At 72.2% G+C, this 24,861-nt stretch carries 15 protein-coding genes and 2 rRNA genes; 6 read left to right on the top strand and 11 right to left on the bottom strand.

The window, feature by feature from the left end:
- Positions 1-129: 129 nt before the first annotated feature.
- Together TK50_RS21740 and TK50_RS21735 are read right to left on the bottom strand one after the other, a co-directional pair.
- Positions 130-843 (bottom strand): TIGR03936 family radical SAM-associated protein, encoded by a 714-nt coding sequence (locus TK50_RS21740; protein WP_082106489.1) that lies wholly within the window; start codon positions 841-843, stop codon positions 130-132.
- 99 nt (positions 844-942) lie between these two features.
- Positions 943-2,934 carry a TIGR03960 family B12-binding radical SAM protein gene (locus tag TK50_RS21735; protein ID WP_043969217.1) on the bottom strand — a complete coding sequence of 664 codons (1,992 nt, stop codon included), beginning with the start codon at positions 2,932-2,934 and terminating at the stop codon, positions 943-945.
- A 1,883-nt stretch (positions 2,935-4,817) separates the two neighbouring features.
- Between TK50_RS21735 and TK50_RS21730 the strand changes: the two genes are divergently transcribed.
- Complete coding sequence (locus TK50_RS21730; protein ID WP_043966718.1) at positions 4,818-5,363, top strand: hypothetical protein; 546 nt, start codon at positions 4,818-4,820, stop codon at positions 5,361-5,363.
- Between the two features lie 228 nt (positions 5,364-5,591).
- Complete coding sequence (locus tag TK50_RS21725; RefSeq protein WP_043966716.1) at positions 5,592-7,061, top strand: cryptochrome/photolyase family protein; 1,470 nt, start codon at positions 5,592-5,594, stop codon at positions 7,059-7,061.
- Positions 7,062-7,154: 93 nt separating this feature from the next.
- On the opposite strand, the gene TK50_RS21720 is transcribed toward TK50_RS21725, so the two are convergent.
- From TK50_RS21720 to TK50_RS21710, 3 genes are all read right to left on the bottom strand, one after another.
- The gene (locus TK50_RS21720) at positions 7,155-7,856 is read right to left on the bottom strand and encodes a lysophospholipid acyltransferase family protein (protein ID WP_043966714.1); all 702 of its coding nucleotides are present in this window, start codon (positions 7,854-7,856) and stop codon (positions 7,155-7,157) included.
- 284 nt (positions 7,857-8,140) lie between these two features.
- On the bottom strand, positions 8,141-11,314 hold the full coding sequence (gene ileS / locus TK50_RS21715) for an isoleucine--tRNA ligase (RefSeq protein ID WP_043966712.1): 3,174 nt from the start codon (positions 11,312-11,314) through the stop codon (positions 8,141-8,143).
- A 361-nt stretch (positions 11,315-11,675) separates the two neighbouring features.
- Complete coding sequence (locus TK50_RS21710) at positions 11,676-13,259, bottom strand: alkaline phosphatase D family protein (RefSeq protein ID WP_043966710.1); 1,584 nt, start codon at positions 13,257-13,259, stop codon at positions 11,676-11,678.
- A gap of 216 nt (positions 13,260-13,475) precedes the next feature.
- On the opposite strand from TK50_RS21710, the gene TK50_RS21705 reads away from it, so the two are divergent.
- Positions 13,476-13,916, top strand: a complete 441-nt coding sequence (locus TK50_RS21705; RefSeq protein ID WP_043966708.1) for a carboxymuconolactone decarboxylase family protein — start codon at positions 13,476-13,478, stop codon at positions 13,914-13,916.
- On the top strand, positions 13,865-14,905 hold the full coding sequence (gene sigJ, locus TK50_RS21700; RefSeq protein WP_241774087.1) for an RNA polymerase sigma factor SigJ: 1,041 nt from the start codon (positions 13,865-13,867) through the stop codon (positions 14,903-14,905). The genes TK50_RS21705 and sigJ overlap by 52 nt, the downstream gene beginning before the upstream one ends.
- Positions 14,906-14,970: 65 nt before the next feature.
- On the opposite strand, the gene ndk is transcribed toward sigJ, so the two are convergent.
- On the bottom strand, positions 14,971-15,396 hold the full coding sequence (gene ndk, locus TK50_RS21695) for a nucleoside-diphosphate kinase (protein ID WP_043966706.1): 426 nt from the start codon (positions 15,394-15,396) through the stop codon (positions 14,971-14,973).
- Between the two features lie 143 nt (positions 15,397-15,539).
- Here ndk and TK50_RS21690 point away from each other — a divergent pair, with 143 nt between their 5' ends.
- Entirely contained in the window at positions 15,540-16,922 is a 1,383-nt protein-coding gene (locus TK50_RS21690; RefSeq protein WP_043966705.1) for a VOC family protein, read from the top strand.
- Between the two features lie 68 nt (positions 16,923-16,990).
- Here TK50_RS21690 and TK50_RS21685 read toward each other — a convergent pair whose 3' ends face one another.
- The 3 genes from TK50_RS21685 to TK50_RS21675 all read right to left on the bottom strand — a co-directional run bounded on the left by TK50_RS21685 (position 16,991) and on the right by TK50_RS21675 (position 21,395).
- On the bottom strand, positions 16,991-17,407 hold the full coding sequence (locus tag TK50_RS21685) for a DUF4233 domain-containing protein (protein ID WP_043966703.1): 417 nt from the start codon (positions 17,405-17,407) through the stop codon (positions 16,991-16,993).
- Positions 17,404-18,675, bottom strand: a complete 1,272-nt coding sequence (locus TK50_RS21680) for a bifunctional folylpolyglutamate synthase/dihydrofolate synthase (RefSeq protein WP_241774156.1) — start codon at positions 18,673-18,675, stop codon at positions 17,404-17,406. Before TK50_RS21680 ends, TK50_RS21685 begins: the two co-directional genes overlap by 4 nt.
- 101 nt (positions 18,676-18,776) lie before the next feature.
- On the bottom strand, positions 18,777-21,395 hold the full coding sequence (locus tag TK50_RS21675) for a valine--tRNA ligase (RefSeq protein WP_043966699.1): 2,619 nt from the start codon (positions 21,393-21,395) through the stop codon (positions 18,777-18,779).
- Positions 21,396-21,464: 69 nt separating this feature from the next.
- Here TK50_RS21675 and TK50_RS21670 point away from each other — a divergent pair, with 69 nt between their 5' ends.
- Positions 21,465-22,145 carry a hypothetical protein gene (locus TK50_RS21670; RefSeq protein ID WP_043966697.1) on the top strand — a complete coding sequence of 227 codons (681 nt, stop codon included), beginning with the start codon at positions 21,465-21,467 and terminating at the stop codon, positions 22,143-22,145.
- A 131-nt stretch (positions 22,146-22,276) separates the two neighbouring features.
- Here the strand turns inward: TK50_RS21670 and rrf are convergent.
- Both rrf and TK50_RS21660 read right to left on the bottom strand, forming a co-directional pair.
- Positions 22,277-22,393: ribosomal RNA gene (gene rrf, locus TK50_RS21665) — 5S ribosomal RNA — on the bottom strand.
- A gap of 87 nt (positions 22,394-22,480) precedes the next feature.
- Positions 22,481-24,861 (bottom strand): 23S ribosomal RNA (locus tag TK50_RS21660); the annotation flags it as partial.

Below are 24,861 nucleotides of genomic sequence, written 5' to 3'. Positions count from 1 at the left end.
CCAGTTCTGGCTGCCCCGGGCGCGGGTGAGCGCTGCCACGCAGGGTCGCCGCAAAAGTGTTTCCGCCGGGCGCGCGAGCTGCGCGACCGCCGAAGTCTGCCTGCCAGAACGCTGACCGTCGGTCAACGCTCACACGATGGCTGCCCCGTCGCGATCCGCGTCCAACGGATCGACGATCTCGCCCTGTGCGGTCAGCGTGCCCTGCGCCAGCCGGATCACCCTCGGGGAGACCGGCGGCTCCAGGTCGGCCACCGCGCGCAGGCCGGAAAGGACGTCATCGGGTCGCACGGACGGGGTGACCTGCCGGACGACCAGTTCGAGTATCGCACACGACACGCCCGGTGCCCCGGAAGGCGTCTCGACGGACCGGATCACATCGATCTTCATGACTGCCGCGCGGGCGTCGAAGGTGCGCCGCCCCTGCTTCGTCATCCGCTCGACCTGAACCTCCGCCGCCGCCGTGAAAGCGGCCACGGCGCGCTCCAGCACGGCCGGCTCCACCTCCGGCAGCTCGATCCGCCAGTGCGACGCCTCGATCCGGTCGGCCAGGCTGCCCCCGGCGGCGACGACCGCGTCGAGGACGTCGAGCCCGGGCGAGAGCGCGGCGTCCAGCGCCGCCCGGAGCTGCCCCGGGTCGACCGGCTCCCGCAGCCCGATCTCCAGGTACTCCGCCTCGCTGGCCACCCCGGTCGGGGCCGCGCTGGCGTACGAGATCTTGGGGTGCGGGGTGAAGCCCTGGGAGAAGGCGATCGGCACCCCGGCCCGCCGCAGCGCCCGCTCGAACGCGCGGGCGAAGTCGCGGTGCGAGGTGAACCGCAACGGCCCACGCTTGGCGTACCGGATGCGGACGCGCTGGACGACCGGCGCCTGCCCGCCCTCCGGCTGTGGTTTCCTACTGATCGTCGTGCTCCTCGGATCGGTTGATCATGCCGCGCGGGGGGATCACTGCGGGGTGGGGGCGGGAATCCGCAGCCCGGCACCGTTGACCGGGGTCAGTGGGAGCAGCTTCCTGCCCGTGGGGCCGATCTGGATCTCGGTGTCCATCGACGGGCAGACGCCGCAGTCGAAGCACGGGGTCCACCGGCAGTCGTCCTGCTCGTACTCGGACAGGGCGTCCTGCCAGTCCTGCCAGAGCCAGTCCTTGTCCAGGCCCGAGTCCAGGTGGTCCCAGGGCAGGACCTCCAGCTCGTCGCGCTGGCGGGTGGTGTACCAGTCGAGGTCCACGCCGAAGGCCGGCAGCACCTCGGCCGCGGCGTCCACCCACCGCTGGTACGAGAAGTGCTCGCTCCAGCCGTCGAACCGGCCACCGTTCTCCCACACCCGCCGGATGACCGCGCCGACCCGGCGGTCGCCCCGGCTGAGCAGTCCCTCGATCAGCGACGGCTCGCCGTCGTGGTAGCGGAAGCCGATCGCCCGGCCGAGCGACCGGTCGGCGTTGATCGCCTGCTTGAGCAGCCGCAGCCGGTGGTCGATGACCTCCGGTCGCTCCATCGCCGCCCACTGGAACGGGGTGTGCGGCTTCGGCACGAACCCGCCGATCGAGACCGTGCAGCGGATGTCCTTGCTGCCGGTGGCGGCCCGGCCCGCCCGGATCACCTCGTGCGCCATGTCCGCGATCTCCAGGACGTCGGCGTCGGTCTCGGTGGGCAGGCCGCACATGAAGTAGAGCTTCACCTGCCGCCAGCCGTTGGTGTACGCGGTGACGACGGTGCGGATCAGGTCTTCCTTCGACACCATCTTGTTGATGACCTTGCGGATCCGCTCCGACCCGCCCTCGGGGGCGAAGGTCAGACCGGTGCGCCGGCCGTTGCGCGACAGCTCCTGCGCCAGGTCGATGTTGAACGCGTCCACCCGCGTCGACGGCAGCGACAGCGACACGTTGGTGCCGGCGTACTGCTCGGCCAGGCCCGAGCACATGTCGCCGATCTCCGAGTGGTCGGCCGACGACAGCGACAGCAGGCCCACCTCGTGGAAGCCGGAGAACTCCAGCCCCTGCTGCACCATCTGCCCCACCGTCGTGATGGACCGCTCCCGCACCGGCCGGGTGATCATGCCGGCCTGGCAGAACCGGCAACCCCGGGTGCACCCCCGGAAGATCTCCACCGCGTACCGCTCGTGGACCGTCTCGGCCAACGGGACCAGGGGCTTCTTCGGGTACGGCCAGGCGTCCAGGTCCATCGTCGTGCGCTTGTGCACCCGGAACGGCACGTCCGCCCGGTTCGGCACCACCCGCTGGATCCGGCCGTCGGGCAGGTAGTCCACGTCGTAGAAGCGCGGCACGTAGACGCTCTCCGTGCGGGCCAGCCGCAGCAGCAGCTCGTCCCGGCCGCCCGGGGAGCCCTCGGCCTTCCACTCCCGGACGATCGCCGTGATCTCCAGGACGGCCTCCTCGCCGTCGCCGAGCACGGCGGCGTCGACGAAGTCGGCGATCGGCTCCGGGTTGAACGCGGCGTGCCCGCCGGCCACGATGACCGGGTCGGCGTCGGTGCGGTCGGCCGCCAGCAGCGGAATGCCCGCCAGGTCGATCGCGGTGAGCAGGTTGGTGTAGCCCAGCTCGGTGGAGAACGAGACGCCGAACACGTCGAAGTCGCGCACCGAGCGGTGGGCGTCGACGGTGAACTGCGGCACGCCGTGGGCGCGCATCAGCTTCTCCAGGTCGGGCCAGACCGCGTACGTCCGCTCGGCCAGCACGTCCGGCAGCTCGTTGAGCACCTCGTAGAGGATCTGCACGCCCTGGTTGGGCAGGCCCACCTCGTACGCGTCGGGATACATCAGCGCCCAGCGCACGGCCGCCGCGTCCCAGCCCTTGACCACCGCGCCCAGCTCGCCACCGACGTACTGGATGGGCTTGGTCACCTGGGGCAGCAGCGGCTCCAGACGGGGCCAGATCGACGGCTCCACGGCGGGACGCGGCGTGGTGGACGGAACGCTCATGATGCCCAAGGGTACGCGTCCGCCCGCCGGCCGCCGCGTCGCGCCCACCGCGCCCGCCCGGCCCCAGCCGGAAGAACGTCCGATCCCGAGGCCGGCCCGGTCACCGCTGCCGGATCTCCCGGGGCGCAGCGTGGGCAAGCGTGCCGCGAGCCTGGCTACGGTCGCCCCGGACGTGGGCGGATCGCCGCCGGTGGCACGCCGGTACTAACCTCGGACCGGCGCGAGAGGAGATTGCCGCGATGCCGCACCCGCAGCCGGGAGCAGATCGACCGGCCGACGGGGGCACCCCGGCCGTCGACCAGGACCAGGGCCCGGCGGTCGCCGGAGAGACGGCCCCCTCCCCCGTACCATCGCCCGTCGCACCGGCCCCGCACGGCCCCGCCGAGCCTGCAGACGCCGCACCGGCCGGCACCGGGCCTGTCGAGGCAGAGCCTGCCGAGCGGGCCGACGCCGAGCAGCCCAGGCCGGCCGACGCCGCGCCAGCCGACGCCGGGCCTGCCTGCGCTGAGCGGGCCGCCACCACGCCTGCCGGGCCGGCCGACGCCGCGCAGATCCCTACCGCCGAGCCGGCGACCAGGGAAACGGCGGCGACCAAACCGACGGCGGCCGACGACACGACGGCCGGCGGAGGCACGTCGGCCGGCGGGGGCACGTCGGCCGCCGACCGCGCGACGGCCGGCGGAGCCGCGACGGCCGGCGACCGTTCGACGGGAGGCCACCCGGAGGCGACCGGCGTCACGGCTGACCAGGCCCCCGACGCGACCAGGACCACCGCGCTCCCCGACGGCGGGGCCGCCGACGCGACCGTCCCGGTCGCGGACGCCCTGCCGGAGTCCGCGTCGTCACCGGGGCCGGAGCCCACCCGGGTCGAGCCCACCCGGGCCGAGACTGCCCTGGGCAACGAGGCACCTCCCGCGCCGGCGGCCCCACCCCGACCGGTCGGCTCCGCTCCGCCGCCGCGGTCCGGCCTTCCGCCCCGGTCCGGCCTCGACCCCACCCGGGTCGAGCCCACACCACGACAGCCCGCGCTCGGCCGGGCCGGTGTGGCCTCGCCGGCTTCCGTCCCGGACCGCGCCGAAGCCACCAGGCCGACCCCCACCCCGGACCCGACGAAGATCGACGCGCGCCCGGACGCCACGAGGCTGGACGCCGGCCCGGACGCGCCGAAACCCGCCGCGCGCCCGGACGCGACGAAGCTGGACCCGCGCCCGGACCGGACGACCGTCGACCCCGCCGCCGCCGAGCCGCCCGCGCCCCGCTGGAGCGGTTCCGCGTCGGTCCCGCCCCCGGCCCCGCGCAAGCGGAGCTGGGGCGAGTCCGCCGAGTTCAGTCCGCCTCCCCCTCCGCCCTCTCCCGCTCCGCCTCCTTCCTCGCCGCCCCCGACCCCGCCCGCACCGGTCGGGCACGGGCCGCTGCCGCCCCCGGAGAGCCAGGTTCCGGTGGACCCGTGGGCCGGCGTGGACACCGGCAGTTGGGACCTGCACGCCGCTGAACTGCCCCCGCTGCCGCCGACCACGCCGTACCCCGCGACGCCACCCACCCGGCAGTACCCGGGGCCGGCGGCCGGCTCGGCGCCCGTCGTCGGTCGCGGCACCCCGGCGGCGTCCCACCCGGTGACCCCGCCGCAGCCGGCCCGGCCCGTGTCGCCCGCGGCCCGACCCGTCAGCCCACCGCCGGCCCCCCGGTCCGCCCCACCGCCCATGGCCCGGCCGCTGCCGCCGGCACCCGCCCGGCAGGTGTCGCCTCCGCCGGCCCGACAGGTGTCACCCCCGCCTGCGGCTCGCCCGGTGGCACCGCCCCCACCGCCTCCGCAAAAACGCCGGCCCGCCCCTCCCCCGCCCGCGCCGAAGGCCCCCCGCCGACGTCGGCGGCGCTGGCCTTGGGTGCTGCTGCTGAGCATCGCCTGCTGCTGCGGCTGCCCGGCGTACTGGGTGAAGCCGATGTGGGAGCAGTATCCGGCGAAGGCGGCGCTGCCTGCGCAGATCGCCGACCTGTCGCTACGCGAGGACGCCCGCAGCAAGGCCACCGCGAACCAGCTCGAGGCCGAGACGCGCGAGGCGCACCTGCTGGCCGAGGACACCTTCGCCGGCGTGTACGCCTCGTCGGCCGGCAAGCCCGTCGTCGTGTTCGGCGGCACCGGCTTCCGGTTGACCCCCGAGAGCGACGCGGACGACGAACTGACCCGGCTCAAGCCGCGATACCAGCTCGGCGATCCGCAGGTGGTCGACACCGACGTCCGGGGGCGGTTCGCCCGCTGCGCCGTCGGCGCGCTCGACGCCACCGCCGTCGTGGTCTGCACCTCGGTCGACCACGGCAGCCTCACCACCGGGATCTTCACCCAGCTCTCCGTGGACGACAGCGCCCGGCTGCTCGACGAGATGCGCGAGCAAATCATCACCCCGGAACAGGTGGGCTCCAGCGCGACGTGACGCGCCCCGCCCGGCCGGCGCCCGGATTCCTGGACAGTTGTCGTCCGCTCCGTACGAGAACTGTCCAGGATCCTGCGCTGTCCGTCGCCCGGGCGACGGACGGCGGACGGCGACCGGCGGGAGGCGGACCAGCGGACGGCGGGCGGCGGGTCCGCGCCGGTGGTCTCGGGTGCTCGGATTTTCCGGCTTCCGGGCCGGACGGCGGCCGACCCGGGCCACAATCGGGGCATGCCGCGGCGTTGGCTCTTCGCCGATCAGCTGGGGCCGCACTTCCTCGACGACCGCCGCCAGCCGGTCCTGCTGATCGAGTCGAAGGCGGTCTTCCGCCGCCGCGTCTACCACCGGCAGAAGGCGCACCTGATCCTCTCCGCGCTGCGCCACCGCGCGGCCGAACTCGGCGCGCAGGCCACCTACCTGCGCACCGAGACGTACGCGGAGGGGCTACGCAAGGTCCGCGAGCCGGTCGAGGTGTGTCATCCCACCTCGCGCCGGGCCCTGGAGTTCGTCCGGCGGCGGGACGGGGTGACCGTGCTGCCGCCGCGCGGCTTCGTCACCAGCCTGGACGACTTCGCCGAGTGGGCCGACGGGCGGCGCGGCGCGCTGCGGATGGAGGCGTTCTACCGGTTCGCCCGCGAGCACCACCGGGTGCTGGTCGACGGCGACGAGCCGGTCGGCGGCCGGTGGAGCCTGGACGTCGAGAACCGGGAGCCGCCGCCGAAGGACGGCAAGCTCGCCGTCCCCGCCGCGCCGGTGCCGAAGGAGGACGACATCGACGCCGAGGTCCGCGCCGACCTCGACCGCTGGGAGCGGGAGGGCATCCGGTTCGTCGGCCGGGACGGGCCACGGCGCTTCCCGGCCACCACGAAGGAGGCCCAGGCCCGGCTGCGCCACTTCCTGCGGCACCGGCTGCCGGCCTTCGGCCCGTACGAGGACGCGATGCTCTCCACCGACCCGTGGCTGGCGCACAGCATGCTCTCCTCCTCGTTCAACCTCGGCCTGCTCGACCCCCTCGACGCGGTCCGGGGCGCGGAGAAGGCGTACCGGAGCCAGGGCGCGCCGCTGGCCAGCGTGGAGGGCTTCGTGCGGCAGGTCCTGGGCTGGCGGGACTTCGTCTGGCACCTGTACTGGCACTTCGACGCCGGCTGGCAGCGCAGCAACGCGCTCGCGGCCCGCCGCCCGGTGCCCGGCTGGTTTCAGGAGCTGGACGCCGACGCGGTGCAGGCGCACTGCCTGTCGGACGTGCTGGCCGGGGTGCGCGACCACGGCTGGGTGCACCACATCCCCCGGTTGATGGTGCTCGGCAACTACGCCCTGCAACGCGGCTGGCGCCCGGCCGAGCTGGTGGAGTGGTTCCACACCCGCTTCGTGGACGGCTACGAGTGGGTGATGACCGCCAACGTGGTCGGCATGAGCCAGTACGCCGACCTGGGCCGGATGACCACCAAGCCGTACGTCTCCGGCGGCGCGTACGTCAACCGGATGAGCGACTACTGCGGCGGCTGCCGGTACGACCCGCGGAAGCGTCTCGGCGCGGACGCGTGCCCGTACACGGCGGGGTACTGGGCATTCCTGGACCGCAACCGGGACCGGATCCCGGCGAACGCCCGGATGGCCCGCACGATGAAGCAGCTGGACCGCCTCGCGGACGTCGACCGGGTCGTGGCGCAGGAACGCCGCCGCGGCAACGACGCGCCGTGACGACCTACCCCGTGGACTCAATCCGCCCCGGAGAAACGACCCGCCCCTTGGGAACGGCCCGTAGGCACGGCGCGACCTGGGCGCTCGGGCGGGTCAGGCCCCGGCCGGGGGCTCGCCGGCGACCGGCGCGTTGGCGCGCGGCGGGGCGTAGCGCGGGACGTACTCCTGGCCGGTGAGCTTCTGGATCTCGCTCATCAGCTCGTCGGTCATCTCGCGCAGCGACGTCCGGTCGTCGGGGCGGCCGGTGAAGTCCAGTGGCTTGCCGAACCGGACGATGATCTTCGACTTGCCCGGCCGGGGCACCCGGGCGCCGATCGGCTGGGCCTTGTCGGTGCCGATCATGCCGACCGGGATGATCGGCACGCCGGCCGCTACGGCCAGCCGGGCGGCGCCGGTGCGCCCCCGGTAGAGCCGCCCGTCGGGCGAGCGGGTCCCCTCCGGGTAGACGGCGACCAGGTCGCCGCCCCGCAGGGCCGGGATCGCCGCGTCGAACGCGGACAGCGCGGCCCGGCCGCCGGCCCGCTCGACGGGGATCGCCCCCAGGCCGGTGAGCACGAACTTGGAGAAGGCACCCTTCACGCCGGTGCCCTTGAAGTATTCCGACTTCGCCCAGAACGCCAGGTGCCGGGGCACGACCGTGCCGAGGAACAGCTCGTCGGCGACCGAGAGGTGGTTGCCGGCGAAGATCGCGCCCCCGGTCTCCGGGATGTGCTCGAGCCCCTCCACGGTCGGTCGGAACGCCAACCGGAGCGTGGGTGCCACGGTGAGCTTGCCGATGGTGTAGAGCAGCGGCACTGGTCCTCCGGGGTCGTGCTGGGACAGGCGGCCGTGCGGTGACGGCCGGTCGGGCCGGTAACCAGCGGTCGGGCCGATACCGGCGGTCGTACTGGCACGGGTGTTGTCACGTTAGCCGACGCTGTCGAGCCCGCCCGCACGGGTCGCCGCCGCGCCCGCTCCGTGGCCGCCGCGACCGGTCGGATGGCCGGCCCCGCCCCACGGCCGTCGCGCGACGCGGCCCGGGGCAGTTAGGAGGGGCCCCTCCTATACAGAAAGCGTTGACAGGGGCCCCTCCGCACATCTCAGGCGCGGCGCACCGCGGCCGTCACGCGGTCGCCGTCGCCGACCTCGCCGGCGAATCCGGCTCGGCCGGCCCGGTCGGCGAGGTCGGCGTCCTCCGCCACCACCTCGATCGAGTCGGCGAGCACCTCGCGGGCCACGAAGTCCCGGTACGCCGCCACCGCCGCCCGGACCTCCGCCGAGGCCGACAGCGTCAGCGCGATCCGGTCCGACACGTCCAGGTCGGCGTCGCGGCGGGCCTGCTGCACCACCCGCACCACGTCGCGGGCCAGCCCCTCGGCGGCCAACTCCGGGGTGACCTCCGTGTCGAGCACGACCACGCCCTCGCCGCCGGGCAGCGGCGCGGAGTGCTCGGCGTCGGCGGCGACCAGGCGCAGCTCGTACTCGCCCTCGGCGAGGGTGACCCCGGCGGCGACGGGGGCGCCGTCGACCAGCTCCCACTCGCCCGCCTTGACCGCCTTGATCACCTGCTGCACCTGCTTGCCGACGCGGGGCCCGAGCGCCCGGGGCACCACGGTCAGCACCTGCTGGCAGTAGCTGGTGACCTCCTCGGAGAACTCCACGACCTTCACGTTGACCTCGTCGGCGACCAGGTCGGCGAACGGCCGCAGCTGCGCCGCCACCGGCGAGGCCACGGTCAGCTTCGACAGCGGCAGCCGCACCCGCAGCCCCTTGGCCTTCCGCAACGACAGCGCCGCCGAGCAGACGTCCCGGACGGCGTCCATCGCCGCGACGAGGTCGTGGTCGGCGGGGAACTCCTCGGCCGCCGGCCAGTCGGTCAGGTGCACCGACCGCTCGCCGGTGAGGCCGCGCCAGATCTCCTCGGCGGTCAGCGGCGCCAGCGGCGCCACCACCCGGCACAGCGTCTCCAGCACCGTCCAGAGCGTGTCGAACGCGTCGGCGTCGCCGGACCAGAACCGGTCGCGGGACCGGCGGACGTACCAGTTGGTCAGCGCGTCGAGGAACGACCGGACCGTCGCGCAGGCCCCCGAGATGTCGTACGAGTCGAGCTGCGCCTGCGCCGTGGCGACCAGCTCGTTGGTCTTCGCCAGCACGTACCGGTCGAGCAGGTGGGTGGAGTCCACCCGCCGCCGCGCCGTGTACCCGTCGGCGTTGGCGTAGAGCGAGAAGAAGTACCACACGTTCCACAGCGGCAGCAGCACCTGCCGGACGGCGTCGCGGATCGACCCCTCGGTGACCGGCATGTCCCCGCCGCGCAGCACCGGCGACGACATCAGCATCCAGCGCATCGCGTCGGAGCCGTACGAGTCGAAGACGTGGTAGACGTCCGGGTAGTTGCGCAGGCTCTTGGACATCTTGCGCCCGTCGGAGCCGAGCAGGATGCCGTGGCTGAGGCAGTTGCGGAACGCCGGCCGGTCGAACAGCGCCGTGGCCAGCACGTGCATGGTGTAGAACCAGCCGCGGGTCTGCCCGATGTACTCGACGATGAAGTCGCCCGGGTAGTGGTGCTCGAACCAGTCGCGGTTCTCGAACGGGTAGTGCACCTGCGCGAACGGCATCGAGCCGGACTCGAACCAGCAGTCCAGCACCTCCGGCACCCGGCGCATCGTCGAGCGCCCGGTCGGGTCGTCCGGGTTGGGGCGCACCAGGTCGTCGACCGCCGGCCGGTGCAGGTCGGTCAGGCGTACGCCGAAGTCCCGCTCGATCTCGTCCAGCGACCCGTAGACGTCGAGGCGCGGGTAGTTCGGGTCGTCGGACTTCCACACCGGGATCGGCGAGCCCCAGAACCGGTTGCGGCTGATCGACCAGTCCCGGGCGTTGGCCAGCCACTTGCCGAACGAGCCGTCCTTGATGTGCCCCGGCGTCCAGTTGATCTGCTGGTTCAGCTCGACCATCCGGTCCTTGAACTGCGTCACCGCCACGAACCACGACGACACCGCCTTGTAGACCAGCGGGGTGTCGCAGCGCCAGCAGTGCGGGTAGGAGTGGGTGTAGGTGTCCTGCCGCAGCACCACCCCCCGCTCCTTCAGCTCCCGGATCACCGGCTTGTTGACGTCGAAGACCTGCTCGCCCTGGTACGGCGGCACGAGCGCGGTGAACCGGGTGTGGTCGTCGACGGTGACGACGGTCGGGATGCCGGCGGCGTTGCAGACGTTCTGGTCGTCCTCGCCGAAGGCGGGGGCGAGGTGGACGATCCCGGTGCCGTCCTCGGTGGTGACGAACTCCGCCCCGAGCACCTGGTACGCGTTCTCGCCGGCCCGGGAGACGAGGAAGTCGTACAGCGGGGTATAGCGGCGCCCGACCAGGTCGCGGCCGTACACGGTGCCAACCTGCTCGTACCCCTCCAGCTCCTTCGCGTACGCGCCCAGCCGCGCCGCGCCCACGACGTAGCGGGAGCCGTCGCGCTCCAGCACCGCGTACTCGATGTCGGGGCCGACGGCGAGCGCCAGGTTCGACGGCAGCGTCCACGGCGTGGTGGTCCACACGCCCAGCCGGACCGGCCCGCGCAGCAGCTCGGGGGCGGCGTCGTCGGCGGTCAGCTCGAACCACACGGTCAGCGTGGGGTCGTGCCGGTCCTTGTAGACGTCGTCCATCCGGGTCTCGGTGTTCGACAGCGGGGTCTCGCACCGCCAGCAGTACGCCAGCACCCGGAAGCCCTCGTAGACCAGGCCCTTGTCGTGCAGGGTCTTGAAGGCCCACATGACGCTTTCCATGTAGTCCAGGTCGAGGGTCTTGTAGTCGTTGGCGAAGTCGACCCAGCGGGCCTGCCGGGTGACGTACCGCTCCCAGTCCTGGGTGAACTCCAGCACCGAGGTGCGGCACGCCTCGTTGAACCGGGCCACGCCGAGGTCGAGGATCTCCGCCTTGCTGGTGATGCCGAGCTGCTTCTCGGCGACGACCTCGGCGGGCAGGCCGTGGCAGTCCCAGCCGAAGCGCCGCTCGACGTGCCGGCCGCGCATGGTCTGGTAGCGGGGCACCGCGTCCTTGACGTACCCGGTGAAGAGGTGGCCGTAGTGCGGCAGGCCGTTGGCGAACGGCGGGCCGTCGTAGAAGACGTACTCGTTCTTGCCGTCGTCCCCGGCGGGGCGGGCCTCGACGGACGCCTCGAAGGTCTTGTCGGCCGCCCAGTGCTCCAGCACCCGGCGCTCGACCGCGGGCAGGTCGGGGCTCGCCGGGACGCCGGCGGCGGTCGGGTCGTGCAACGGATAGGCCATCGGGGGTCGCTCTCCTCGCGCAGCTCACTCACGTGTGGGTCTGCGAGGACGAGCCCTCCTCCGGTACGCCGTCACCGGCGCCCCGGGGCAGGCCCGCGGTACCACCCCGCTTGGCGGCCAGGATCGACCGCCCGCTCGTTGCCGGCTGTGACGGGCCGGACCCGTCCGGTTCTACTGGGCCGGGTTGCGCCGGCTGTTCTTCCGGAGGCTCACCGGTGATGGCCGGGTCGTCGCCTTACTGAGGGTCAAGGATACGCGATCGGCGACGGCGCCCGCCGCCGACTTAACCGCGCCCCGCTCGGCCCTGGGCGGTTGCCGTCCGCGCGCGACGGCAACCGCCCGGGATCGGGTCAGGATCAGGTCAGCGGCCCGGGGCGGGCAGGGTGGTGGTCCAGAGCGACGCCCCGTCGCGGTCGCGCAGGTGCACCGTGAACGCGCCCGACTCCCCGTCGATGGCCACCTCGCCGAAGTGCTGGAAGCCCTCGGCCGGCGACGTGTTCGCCCGCGGCGGGGCGTTGACGAATACCGCCTTCGGGCCGAACGTGCCGTCCAGGGCGTTCGGCCCGAACGCGCCCGCGTGCGCCGGCCCCGAGACGAACTCCCAGAACGGGGTGAAGTCCGCCACCGCCGCCCGCGCCGGGTCGTAGTGGTGCGCCGCCGTGTAGTGCACGTCGGCCGTGAGGAACACGATCCCGGTCACCCCGGCCCGGTGCGCCGAGCCCAGCACCTCGGCGAACTCCAGCTCCCGCCCGGCGGGCGCGCCGGGGTCGCCCTGCGCCACGCCCTCCTGCGCCGACCCGTCCGGCACCACCAGGCCGATCGGCAGGTCGTTGGCGATCACCTTCCACGTCGCCCGGGACCGCTTCAGCTCCCGGACCAGCCACTCCCGCTGCTCCCGGCCGAGCAGGCCGCGCAACGGGTCGGCGTACGTGTTGCCGTCGTTGGGGTCCTTGTAGGTGCGCATGTCCAGCACGAACACGTCCAGCAGCGGCCCGTACGACAGCTTCCGGTACAGCGGCCCGCCCGCCGGCACCGGCAGCCACTCGCCGAACGCCTGCCGGGCCCGCGCGGCGAGCACGTCCACCCGCTGCTCGGTGTACCGGGCGTCGGCCAGGACCTCGCCGGGGTACCAGTTGTTGGTCACCTCGTGGTCGTCCCACTGGTTGACCTGCGGCACCTCGGCGACGAACGCGCGCAGGTGCTCGTCGAGCAGGTTGTACGCGAACTGCCCCCGGTACTCGGCGAGGGTCTCGGCGACCTTGCTCTTCTCCGGGGTGACCAGGTTGCGCCAGATCCGGCCGTCGGGCAGCGTCACCGTCTCGGCGAGCGGCCCGTCGGCGTACACGGTGTCGCCGCTGCACAGGAAGAAGTCTGGGCGGACGGACCGCATCGCCTGGAAGATCCGCATCCCGCCGAAGTCGGGGGCGATCCCCCACCCCTGCCCGGCGATGTCGCCGGTCCAGACGAACCGCACGCCCCGCCGGCCGTGCGCGCCGGGCGCGGTGGCGAACGAGCCGACCAGCGGCTCGCTGCGTACCCCGTGCCGGTCCAGGCTCTCCACCGACACCCGGTAGTGCAGCCGCTCGCCGCACGGCAGGCCGCGCACCCGCACCCGGCCGGTGTAATCGGCGGACGGGTCGAGCACCGGGCCGCGCAGCAGCCGCGCGCCGCGCAGGTCGGGCCGGCGGCTCACCTCCACCCACATCCGGCCCGGCCGGTCGGCGCGGGTCCACACCAGCGCCGAGTCGGCCGTGACGTCGCCGCTCTGCACGCCGTGGGTGAGCACGGGCCGGCCGGAGGGCCGCCAGGCGGGCGCGCCGGCCGGCGGGGTCGCCCCGGCACCGGTGGCCTGGGCGCCGGCCGCGCCGAACAGGGCGCCGCCGGCCAGGCCCGCCCCGGTCGCGAGGCCGGCGCGCAGCAGGGTACGTCGGTCGAGAGAAGTCATCTGTCCCCTCCACGGGAAGTTGGTCACCAGTGGTGTACCGGGGGCAGGTGTGCTGCCGCGGCGGCCCGGATGACCGGCGGGGGAAGGCCGACTGACCAGTCGGGGCCGCCGTGCCCCGCGCGCCGCCGGAATGACGCGCGTCACACCGCGAGCCGTCACATCCGGACCCCCGCCGACCGTCGTGACGGGTGCATGCTCACGACGAGGGGAGACACGATGAGCCGGATCGACCTGACGGCGGTGGCGCCGGACGCCTACCGGGCGGTGTCGGGGCTGGAGCGCTACGCCCGGGACAACGTCGACCACACGGTGCTGGAGCTGGTGAAGCTCCGGGCGTCCATGCTGAACGGCTGCGCGTTCTGCGTGGACATGCACAGCCGGGAGGCGCTCGCGGCGGGCGAGTCCAGCCGGCGGCTGTTCGCCGTGGCCGCCTGGCGGGAGGCGCCCTTCTTCGACGAGCGGGAACGCACCGCGCTCGCGCTCACCGACGCGCTCACCCGCCTCGGCGAGCACGGGGTGCCCGACGACGTGTGGGACGCCGCCGCGAAGGTGTGGTCGGAGAAGGAGCTGGCGGACCTGACGGTCGCGATCGCCACCATCAACGTGTGGAACCGGATCGTGGCGGCCACCCGACGCCGCCCCTCGACGCACGAGTGACGGCACCGGGGGCGCGGCTGGCCGGGAGCGGGTGCCGGCCCGGCCGCGCGCCGCTGCCGCCGGCGGAGCCGGGCCGGGCGACGGCAGCCGACGCGACGGGGGCGGCCGGCGCGCTCGACACGCACCGGCCGATGCTGCTCGGGCTGGCGTACCGGCTGCTCGGCAGCCTGCACGACGCCGAGGACGTGCTCCAGGACGCCTACCTGCGGTGGCTCGGCGCCGACCGGGCGGCCGTGGCCGAACCGCGCCGCTACCTGTCCCGGGTGGTCACCCGGCTCGCGATCGACCGGCTCCGCGCGCGGCAGGCGGCCCGGGAGACGTACGTCGGTCCGTGGCTGCCCGAGCCGGTGGCCACCGCGCCCTCGCCCTTCGGGCCGCCGGTCGAACCGCCCTTCGGGCCACCCGAGCACGCGGAGCTGCGCGACTCGCTCTCGCTGGCGCTGCTGCACCTGCTGGAGCGGCTGACCGCGCCGGAGCGCGCCGTCTACGTGCTGCGCACCGCGTTCGCGCTGCCGTTCGCGGAGATCGCCGAGATCCTCGGCCGGTCGGCGGCGGACTGCCGGCAGTTGCACCACCGGGCGACGGACCGGGTCGCCGCGGACCGCCGCCGCTTCACCGCGGGCCCGGGCGAGCAGCGGCGGCTGCTCGACGCGTTCCTCGCCGCCGCCCGCGACGGTGACCTGGCCCGGCTGACCGCCCTGGTGGCCGACGACGTCACGGCGTGGAGCGACGGCGGCGGGCGGGTCCGGTCGGCCCGCAACCCGGTGCGCGGGGCGGACCGGGTCGCCCGCTTCTTCGCCGGCGTCCACGGGCCCCGCAGGCGGCAGCCGCCCCGCCTCGCCCCGACCGAACTCAACGGCCAGCCGGGGGTCGTCATCCACTGGCCCGACGGCCGGCGGTACGCGCTGGCCGTGGCCGCCGCCGACGGCCGGATCACCGGCCTCTACCTGGTCGGCAACCCGGACAAGCTCGCCGGGCTGGCGGGGTGAGGCGACCGGCGGGCCGCCCCGCCGCCCGCCCGGTCGGATACCCGTCAGTCCGGCTCGGGGACCCGTCAGTCCAGCTCGGGGAACCAGAGCGCGATCTCGCGCTTGGCGCTGTCGGTCGAGTCGGAGGCGTGCACCAGGTTCTCCCGGTTGGACAGGGAGAAGTCGCCGCGGATGGTGCCGGCGGCGGCCCGGCGACCGTCGGTGCTGCCGATCATGCCGCGCACGACCTCGATGACCTGGTCGCCGGCGAGCACGAGGGCCACCAGCGGGCCGCCGGTCATGAAGCCCTTCAGCGGCGGGTAGAACGGCTTGTCGACGTGCTCGGCGTAGTGCTGGTCGGCGAAGTCGCCGTCCATCGTCCGGGACACCATGGCGTCGATCCGCAGGCCCTTGCGCTCGAAGCGGGAGAGGATCTCGCCGACCAGGCCACGGCGGACCGCGTCGGGCTTGATCAGGACGAGGGTGCGCTCGTCCGGGCTGCTGCTGGACACGCTGGGTTCCTCCTGTGCGCGGAAGGCGGCTCGGCTGGGTACGGTCAGCCTAGCGACCCGGTCCCGGCGCCGGCGCGGCGGCTGCTCTTTCCCTGGGTCGCCGATCCGGCCTAGCCTGGCCCTTGACTCCAGGGAGGTCCACTGTGGCTAACGGGAACCGACCCATCGCGCCGGTACGCAAGCTCATCGCCGCGGTGCTCGGCACCGTGGCGACCTTCGTGGTCCTGTTCGGGCTGGGCATGACCAGCTGGGCGATCGTGGCGCTCGGCGTGGCGCTGGTGGTGCTGGCGATCGCGCTGGCCACCGTGCGCGGCGGCGGGCGCACCTGGGTCGTCGGCATCGGGCACGTGCACAGCGCCTCCGAGCCCCCCACCACGTACGCGTTCGGCCGCTGCGAGCTGCAACTGGTCATCGACGCGCCGGGCATGCCGCCCCGGTCGAAGAAGATCATCGAGCCGAGGGTGCCGGTGGCGAAGTGGCCGTCGGTCGGCCAGTCCCTGCCGATCCGGGTGGCCCTGGACGACCAGCGCCACGTCCGGGTCCTCTGGGACGACGTGCCCACCCACGCGGAGACCGCCGCCGCGGCGGTCGCCGACCTGCCGCCCGAGTTCGGCGGCCCCGACCCGGTCGACGAGGTGCTCATCGGGCAGGAGGCGCCGCCGTGGGCCGACCGGGGCCCGGACGACGACTTCCACGACGACCCGCGCGACCCGTCGGCACCCGACCCGCTGCGCGACGACCTCCACCCGCTGCACGACGACCTCGGCCCGCTGCCGGAGGACCGGGAGCCCGTCGTGATGCACCACCGCCCCGGCGGACCGGTCGTGCTGGAGGGGACGCTGGTGGAGCCGAGCGCCGGCCAGTTGCCCCGCCGGGCGACCCCGGCCCCCCGGTCCCCGGCCGAGGAACGCTTCGCGGCGACCGAGGAACGGTTCGACCCGGCCGACGAGCGGTTCGAACCGACGGTGCCGGTGGAGACCATCGACGCGGGCCCCGCGCCCGCCGACCCGGTCGACGCGCGCCCCTCCATCGACCCGATCGACGTGCCGCTGGACGACCCGGGCGCCCGGTCGGCGCCCCTGGACCAGGCCGAGCTGGACGAGGCGATCTTCGGCTACGACCCGGAGGCCGAGCCGGCCGACGCCGCCGCCCCGATCAGCGGCGTCGGCATCACCCTGCTGGTCACCGACCTGGGCCGCTCGCTGGAGTTCTACCGGGACACGCTCGGCTTCACCGAGGTCGACCGGGGCTCCGGCAACGCCGTGCTCGCCTCCGGGGCGACCCGGCTGGTGCTGCGCGAGGTCGCCGGTGCCGCCCCCATGAGCCGCCGCCTCGTCCACGTCAACCTGGAGGTCGACGACATCCAGGGCGCGTACGAGCGGATGCGCGACTCCGGCGTCCGCTTCACCTACGCCCCCCGGGTCGTCAACCGGGGCACCAAGCTGGAGGTGTGGGCGGCGGCGTTCCGCGACCCGGACGGCCACGGCGTGGCCCTCACCCAGTGGCGCACCCGCGCCGACGCCTGAGGCGCAAGGAAGGGCCCCCTGTCAGGCATTCGGCAGAGCAGGGGGCCTTCTTGACACCCACCGGCGGCTCAGCGGCCGAGGATCACCCGGCGCACGTGCAGGGCGTAGCCCCAGACCAACGCGAAGATGATGCCGAGCGCCAGCAGCGACCAGTGCAGCAGCCCGGCGAGCATCAGCGCCCCCTGGAGCACGGTGCCGGCGTGCCACGCCCACGGGCGGCGCATCATGCCGGCGAGCGCCACCGCCGCCACGGCCAACAACACGATCACCGCGACGGCCGCGCCGCTGAGCTCGCCGCCGACCACCCGGATCGGCTGGATGGCGAGCAGCAGCACCAGCGCCTCCAGGCCCAGCGTCCCCGCGCCGAGGCCGCGCACGGCCCCCGCGGGGTTACGCAGCCCGGACCGCCGCTGCCCCGCCCCGTCCGGCGACGAGGTGCCCTCCTCGGGGACGGTGGACGAAGCGCCCTCCTCGGGGGACGTCATCGCTTGAGCAGCCGGCGGGCGTCGGCCACGGTCACCACCGAGCCGGTGATCAGCACGCCGACCCCGGCCAGTTCGCCGGGCACGTCGGACTCAGCCTGGGCCACCGCCGCCTCGATCGCGTCGGGCATCTCCTCGGCCACCTCCACCCGGTCCGCCCCGAAGACCTCCCGGGCCAGCTCGGCCAGCTCCTGCTCCGGCATCGCCCGGGGCGAGGAGTTGCGGGTGACCACCAGATGGTCGAGCACCGGTTCCAGCAGCTCCAGCAGGCCCGCCGCGTCCTTGTCGCCGAGGACGGCGAGCACGCCGACGAGCTTGCTGAACGCGAACTCCTCCTGCAGCGCGGTGACCGTGGCGGCCATCCCGTGCGGGTTGTGCGCGCCGTCGAGCAGGATCGTCGGGGCGGTGCGCACCTTCTCCAGCCGGCCGGGCGAGCTGACGGCGGCGAACCCCTCCCGGACGGCCTCGACGTCGAGCTGCCGCTTCGCCCCCGCCCCGAGGAACGCCTCCACGGCGGCGAGCGCCACCGCCGCGTTCTGCGCCTGGTGCGCGCCGTGCAGCGGGACGAACACCTCCTCGTACACCCCGCCGAGCCCCTGGATGTTCAGGACCTGGCCGCCGACGGCGACCGACCGGCGCAGCACGCCGAACTCGGACCCCTCGCGGGCGACGGTCGCGCCGACCTCGGCGCAGCGCTCCAGGATCGGCCGGGCGGCCTCCTCCTCCTGCGCCGCGCAGACGACCGTGGCCCCCTTGTGGATGATCCCGGCCTTGTGCAGGGCGATGTCCTGGAGCGTGTCGCCCAGCCACTCGGTGTGGTCGAGCCCGATCGGGGTGAGCACCGCCACCCCGGCCTGGATCACGTTCGTGGCGTCCTCCGCGCCGCCGAGCCCCACCTCGACCACCGCGACGTCCACCGGGGCGTCGGCGAACGTCGCGAACGCCAGGGCCGTCGTCATGTCGAAGTACGTCAGCGGCTCGGCGGAGCGCTGGTCGACCAGCTCGGCCAGGGGGGCGATCTCGCGGTACGTGGCCACGAACCGGTCCTCGCCGACCGGCTCCCCGTCCAGGCTGATCCGCTCGCGGACGCTCTCCAGGTGCGGGCTGGTGTAGCGGCCGGTGTGCAGCCCGAACGCCCGCAGCAGCGAGTCGATCATCCGGGCGGTCGAGGTCTTGCCGTTGGTCCCGGTGAGGTGGATCGACGGGTACGCCCGCTGCGGGCTGCCGAGCAGGTCGAGCAGCGTCTCGATGCGGTCCAGCTCGAAGTGCATGCGGGTGAAGCCGCGCCCGTTGAGCGCGGCCTCCACCTCGGCGAACTCGGTGCGGCCACCGTCGCCCCCACGGGCGCGGTCGGTGTGGTCGGTGCGGTCGGTCACGAGGGCAGCGCCTCCAGAGCGGCGTCGATGCGGACCAGGTCGGCCTCGGCGGTGGCCAGCCGCTCCCGGATCTTGGCGACCACCGGCTCCGGGGCCTTCCCCACGAACGCCGGGTTGTCGAGCTTCGCCCGGGCCTGGGCGACCTCCTTCTCGGCCGCCGCCCGGTCCTTGGTGAGCCGGGCCCGCTCGGCGGCCACGTCGATCGACCCGCGGGTGTCCAGCGCGACGCTCACCTCGCCGGGCATGGCGAGCGTGGCACTGGCCTGGAAGTCGTCGGCGGGCGGGTCGAGCCGGACCAGCGACCGGATCAGCCGCTCGTGGCCCGCGATGCCCGCGCCGGCCAGGCCGTCGAGCCGCGCGACCACCCGCTGGGTGGGCCGCAGGCCCTGGTCGGACCGGAAGCGCCGGATCTCGGTCACCACCCGCTGGACGGTGCCGACCTCGCCCTCCGCGGCGTCGTCGATTCCGGTACGGTCGGCAGCCGGCCAGGCGGCCGTCATGACCGTCTCCCCGCCGGTGAGGGCGATCCACAGCTCGTCGGTGACGAACGGGATCACCGGGTGCAGCAGCCGCAGCAGCTGGTCGAGCACGTGCCCGAGCACCCGGCGGGTGGCGTCGGCCCCCGGCCCGCCCTCGGCGAGCACCGGCTTGCTCAACTCCACGTACCAGTCGCAGACGTCGTCCCACGCGAAGTGGTAGAGCAGGTCGCAGACCTTCGCGAACTCGTACGCCTCGAACTGCTCGTCCACCTCGGCGGTGACGTGCGCCAGCCGGGACAGGATCCACCGGTCGACGGTGGAGAGCTCCCCGGCCGCCGGCAGCGGGCCGTCGACGTGCGCGCCGTTCATCAGCGCGAAGCGGGTGGCGTTCCACAGCTTGTTGCAGAAGTTGCGGGAGCCCTGGCACCAGTCCTCGCTGACCGGGACGTCCTGGCCGGGGTTGGCGCCCCGGGCGAGGGTGAACCGGGTCGCGTCGGCGCCGAACCGGTCGATCCAGTCCAGCGGGTCGACCACGTTGCCGAACGACTTCGACATCTTCTTGCCGTGCTCGTCGCGCACCATGCCGTGCAGGGCGACGACGTCGAACGGCTGCCGGCCGTCCATCGCGTAGAGGCCGAACATCATCATCCGGGCGACCCAGAAGAACAGGATGTCGTAGCCGGTGACCAGGACGCTGGTCGGATAGAACTTCGCCAGGTCCGGCGTCTGCTCGGGCCAGCCGAGCGTGGAGAACGGCCACAGGCCGCTGGAGAACCAGGTGTCCAGCACGTCCTCGTCCTGGTGCCAGCCCGCGCCGGTCGGCGGCTCCTCGTCGGGGCCGACGCAGACGATCTCGCCGTCCGGCCCGTACCAGACGGGGATGCGGTGGCCCCACCACAGCTGGCGGGAGATGCACCAGTCGTGCATGTTGTCGACCCACGCGAAGTAGCGCTTGGCCAGCTCGGCCGGCTCGATCTTCACCCGGCCGTCGCGCACCGCGTCACCGGCCGCCTTCGCCAGCGGGCCGGTGTTGACGAACCACTGCAGCGACAGCCGCGGCTCGACCGTGGTCTTGCACCGGGAGCAGTGACCGACGGCGTGCACGTACGGCCGCTTCTCGGCCACGATCAGGCCCTGCTCGCGCAGCGCGGCCACGATCGCCGGCCGGGCCTCGTAGCGGTCCAGGCCCTGGAACGGGCCGTGGGCGGTGATCACCCCGCGCTCGTCCATGATCGCCAGGGCCGGCAGGCCGTGGCGCTGGCCGATCTCGAAGTCGTTCGGGTCGTGCGCCGGGGTCACCTTCACCATGCCCGTGCCGAAGGCCGGGTCGACGTGCTCGTCGGCCACGATCGGGATCCGCCGGCCGGTCAGCGGCACCTCGACCTCGGTGCCGATCAGGTGCTGGTACCGCTCGTCGTCGGGGTGCACCGCCACGGCGGTGTCACCGAGCATCGTCTCGGCCCGGGTGGTGGCGACCACCACGTCGGCCGAGTACCGGATCGAGACCAGCTCGCCGTCGTCGTCGGTGTGCTCGACCTCGATGTCGGACAGGGCCGTCAGGCAGCGCGGGCACCAGTTGATGATCCGGTTGGCGCGGTAGATCAGCCCGTCGTCGAAGAGCTTCTTGAACATGGTCTGCACGGCCCGGGAGAGGCCGGCGTCCATGGTGAAACGCTCCCGGTCCCAGTCGACGGCGTCGCCGAGGCGGCGCATCTGGCCGAGGATCGCGCCGCCGGACTCGGCCTTCCACTGCCAGACGCGCTCGACGAACTTCTCGCGACCCAGGTCGTGGCGGGACAGGCCCTCCCCCGCGAGCTGCCGCTCCACCAGGTTCTGGGTGGCGATGCCGGCGTGGTCCATGCCCGGCAGCCAGAGCGCCTCGTAGCCCTGCATCCGCTTGCGCCGGGTCAGCGCGTCCATCAGCGTGTGCTCGAACGCGTGGCCCATGTGCAGCGAGCCGGTGACGTTCGGCGGGGGGATGACCACGGTGAACGGGGGCTTGTCGCTCTGGGCCGACGCCCGGAACCGGCCGCCGGCTACCCACTGCTCGTACCGTCGCTGCTCTACCTCGCCCGGCTGGTACTGGGCGGACAGGGTCGGGGCGTCGGGGCGTCGGGCATCCAGTCTCTCGGTCACCCTCAAAGTCTACGGAGCGCTTCCGAGGACCTGACGTGCGCCACCTGTTGTTCGCGTACGGTGTCGGCTATGTCCGACGCGCATCTCACGCAGCGTTCGCTCGCCGACGAGCCCGAGCCGATCGACCTCACCGAGGAACCGATCCGGCTCGGCAACCAGGACCCGGCGGACGGCCCCGGCCGCGCGCCCCGATCCCGGCGCCGGCGCATCGTCCTCGCGGTGGTGTTGGCGGCCGGCCTCGCGGGGGTGGGCGCGCTCGGCATCGCCGGCTGGCGGGTGGCGCAGCAGAAGGACACCGAGCTGTCCAGCCCCGACACCGTCGCCGGCCTGCGACGGGACGACAGCGAACGCGCCCGCAGCACCGCCGAGTACCTGCGCGACGGGTTGTCCGCCGACATCGACCTGGACCGCAGCTTCGGCACCGTCTACCGGGACCCGGCGGACGACAAGCGGTCGGTGCTCATCTTCGGCGGTACGACCCTGCTCTGGCAGCCGGAACGCGACCTGGACACCCTGTTCCGCCTCATGACGGACGAGACCGGGAAGGTCACCGGCCTGCGGGAGGTCTCCCCCGGCCGGTTCGGCGGGGTGATGAAGTGCGGCACGACCAGCGGTGAGGGCGGTGACTTCGCGATCTGCGGCTGGGCCGACCACGGCAGCGTCGCGATGGCGATGTTCCCGGGCCGGCCGGTGGACTCCGCCGGTGACCTGCTGCGCCAGATCCGCGAGGGGATCCAGACGCGTTCCTGATCCCGGCCGGGGATCCGCGATCCGCTGGCGGCGTCCCCGGCCCAGGTGCCGCCGAGCGTGGTCGTCCCCGCGTCTGGTCCCCAAATGCGTTTCAGGGCCACCCCGGTTGGGGTGGCCCTGAACGAAAGAATGTCCGGCGGTGTCCTACTCTCCCACACCCTCCCGAGTGCAGTACCATCGGCGCTGGGGGGCTTAGCTTCCGGGCTCGGAATGTAACCGGGCGTTTCCCCTCCGCCATGACCGCCGGAACTCTATGAACATATCAAACAACCCACAACCCCTCACGGGTGGGCGTCTGTTTGTGCAGAGTTGCACAGTGGACGCGTAGCAGCTTTGTAGTCAAGTCCTCGGCCTATTAGTACCGGTCAACTCAACCCGTTACCGAGCTTACATCTCCGGCCTATCAACCCAGTCGTCTAGCTGGGGGCCTTACCCCACCAAAGGTGGGTGGGATACCTCATCTTGAAGCAGGCTTCCCGCTTAGATGCTTTCAGCGGTTATCCCTTCCGAACGTAGCCAACCAGCCGTGCCCCTGGCGGGACAACTGGCACACCAGAGGTTCGTCCGTCCCGGTCCTCTCGTACTAGGGACAGCCCTTCTCAAGTATCCTACGCGCACGGCGGATAGGGACCGAACTGTCTCACGACGTTCTAAACCCAGCTCGCGTACCGCTTTAATGGGCGAACAGCCCAACCCTTGGGACCTGCTACAGCCCCAGGATGCGACGAGCCGACATCGAGGTGCCAAACCATCCCGTCGATATGGACTCTTGGGGAAGATCAGCCTGTTATCCCCGGGGTACCTTTTATCCGTTGAGCGACACCGCTTCCACACGCAAGTGCCGGATCACTAGTCCCGACTTTCGTCCCTGCTCGACCTGTCAGTCTCACAGTCAAGCCCCCTTGTGCACTTGCACTCAACACCTGATTGCCAACCAGGCTGAGGGAACCTTTGGGCGCCTCCGTTACCCTTTAGGAGGCAACCGCCCCAGTTAAACTACCCACCAGACACTGTCCCTGAACCGGATAACGGCCCGAAGTTAGATACCCGAATCAACCAGAGTGGTATTTCAAGATTGCCTCCACCCATACTGGCGTATGGACTTCACCGGCTCCCACCTATCCTACACAAGCTAACTCAAGTACCAATGTCAAGCTATAGTAAAGGTCCCGGGGTCTTTCCGTCCTGCCGCGCGTAACGAGCATCTTTACTCGTAATGCAATTTCGCCGGGCCTGTGGTTGAGACAGTGGGGAAGTCGTTACGCCATTCGTGCAGGTCGGAACTTACCCGACAAGGAATTTCGCTACCTTAGGATGGTTATAGTTACCACCGCCGTTTACTGGCGCTTAAGTTCTCCGCTTCGCCCCGAAGAGCTAACAGGTCCCCTTAACGTTCCAGCACCGGGCAGGCGTCAGTCCATATACATCGAATTACTTCTTCGCATGGACCTGTGTTTTTAGTAAACAGTCGCTTCCCCCTGCTCTCTGCGGCCATACAACGCTCCACCCGCAAGGGGCTTCACGTCTCCGGCCCCCCTTCTCCCTAAGTTACGGGGGCAATTTGCCGAGTTCCTTAACCACAGTTCGCCCGATCGCCTCGGTATTCTCTACCTGACCACCTGTGTCGGTTTGGGGTACGGGCCGCTCAGAACTCGCTAGAGGCTTTTCTCGGCAGCATAGGATCACTGACTTCACCTGAATCGGCTCGGCATCACGTCTCAGCCACATGTGTTGCGGATTTGCCTACAACACGGCCTACACGCTTACCCCGGCACAACCACCGGCCGGGATCAGCTACCTTCCTGCGTCACCCCCTCGCTTGACTACTACCCGCCAGGTTCCCACGCTCCCCACCCTCAACCCGAAGGGCTTGGATGGTTTGGATGGTTAGCACAACGAGGTTCATCACGGGCGCTCCTTCGCGGGTACGGGAATATCAACCCGTTGTCCATCGACTACGCCTCTCGGCCTCGCCTTAGGTCCCGACTCACCCAGGGCGGATTAGCCTGGCCCTGGAACCCTTGGTCATCCGGCGGAAGGGTTTCTCACCCTTCTTTCGCTACTCATGCCTGCATTCTCACTCGTGCCGCGTCCACAACTAGGTCACCCCGCTGCTTCACCCCCGGCACGACGCTCCCCTACCCACCCACACACCTGCATACCCCATCAAGGAGGCACAAAGTATCGTGTGAGTGCCACAGCTTCGGCGGTGTGCTTGAGCCCCGCTACATTGTCGGCGCGGAACCACTTGACCAGTGAGCTATTACGCACTCTTTAAAGGGTGGCTGCTTCTAAGCCAACCTCCTGGTTGTCTATGCGACCCCACATCCTTTTCCACTTAGCACACGCTTAGGGGCCTTAGCTGGTGATCTGGGCTGTTTCCCTCTCGACTACGAAGCTTATCCCCCGCAGTCTCACTGCCGCGCTCTCACTTACCGGCATTCGGAGTTTGGCTGATTTCGGTAAGCTTGTGGGCCCCCTAGACCATCCAGTGCTCTACCTCCGGCAAGAAACACACGACGCTGCACCTAAATGCATTTCGGGGAGAACCAGCTATCACGGAGTTTGATTGGCCTTTCACCCCTAACCACAGGTCATCCCCCAACTTTTCAACGTTGGTGGGTTCGGCCCTCCACGTAGTCTTACCCACGCTTCAGCCTGCCCATGGCTAGATCACTCCGCTTCGGGTCTAGAGCATGCGACTCAAACGCCCTAT

This window comes from Micromonospora haikouensis (genome assembly GCF_000876225.1).
GTDB lineage: Bacteria > Actinomycetota > Actinomycetes > Mycobacteriales > Micromonosporaceae > Micromonospora > Micromonospora haikouensis.
The sequence above is the reverse complement of the archived record's forward strand: the minus strand, read 5'-3'. Positions and strand labels throughout refer to the sequence as shown.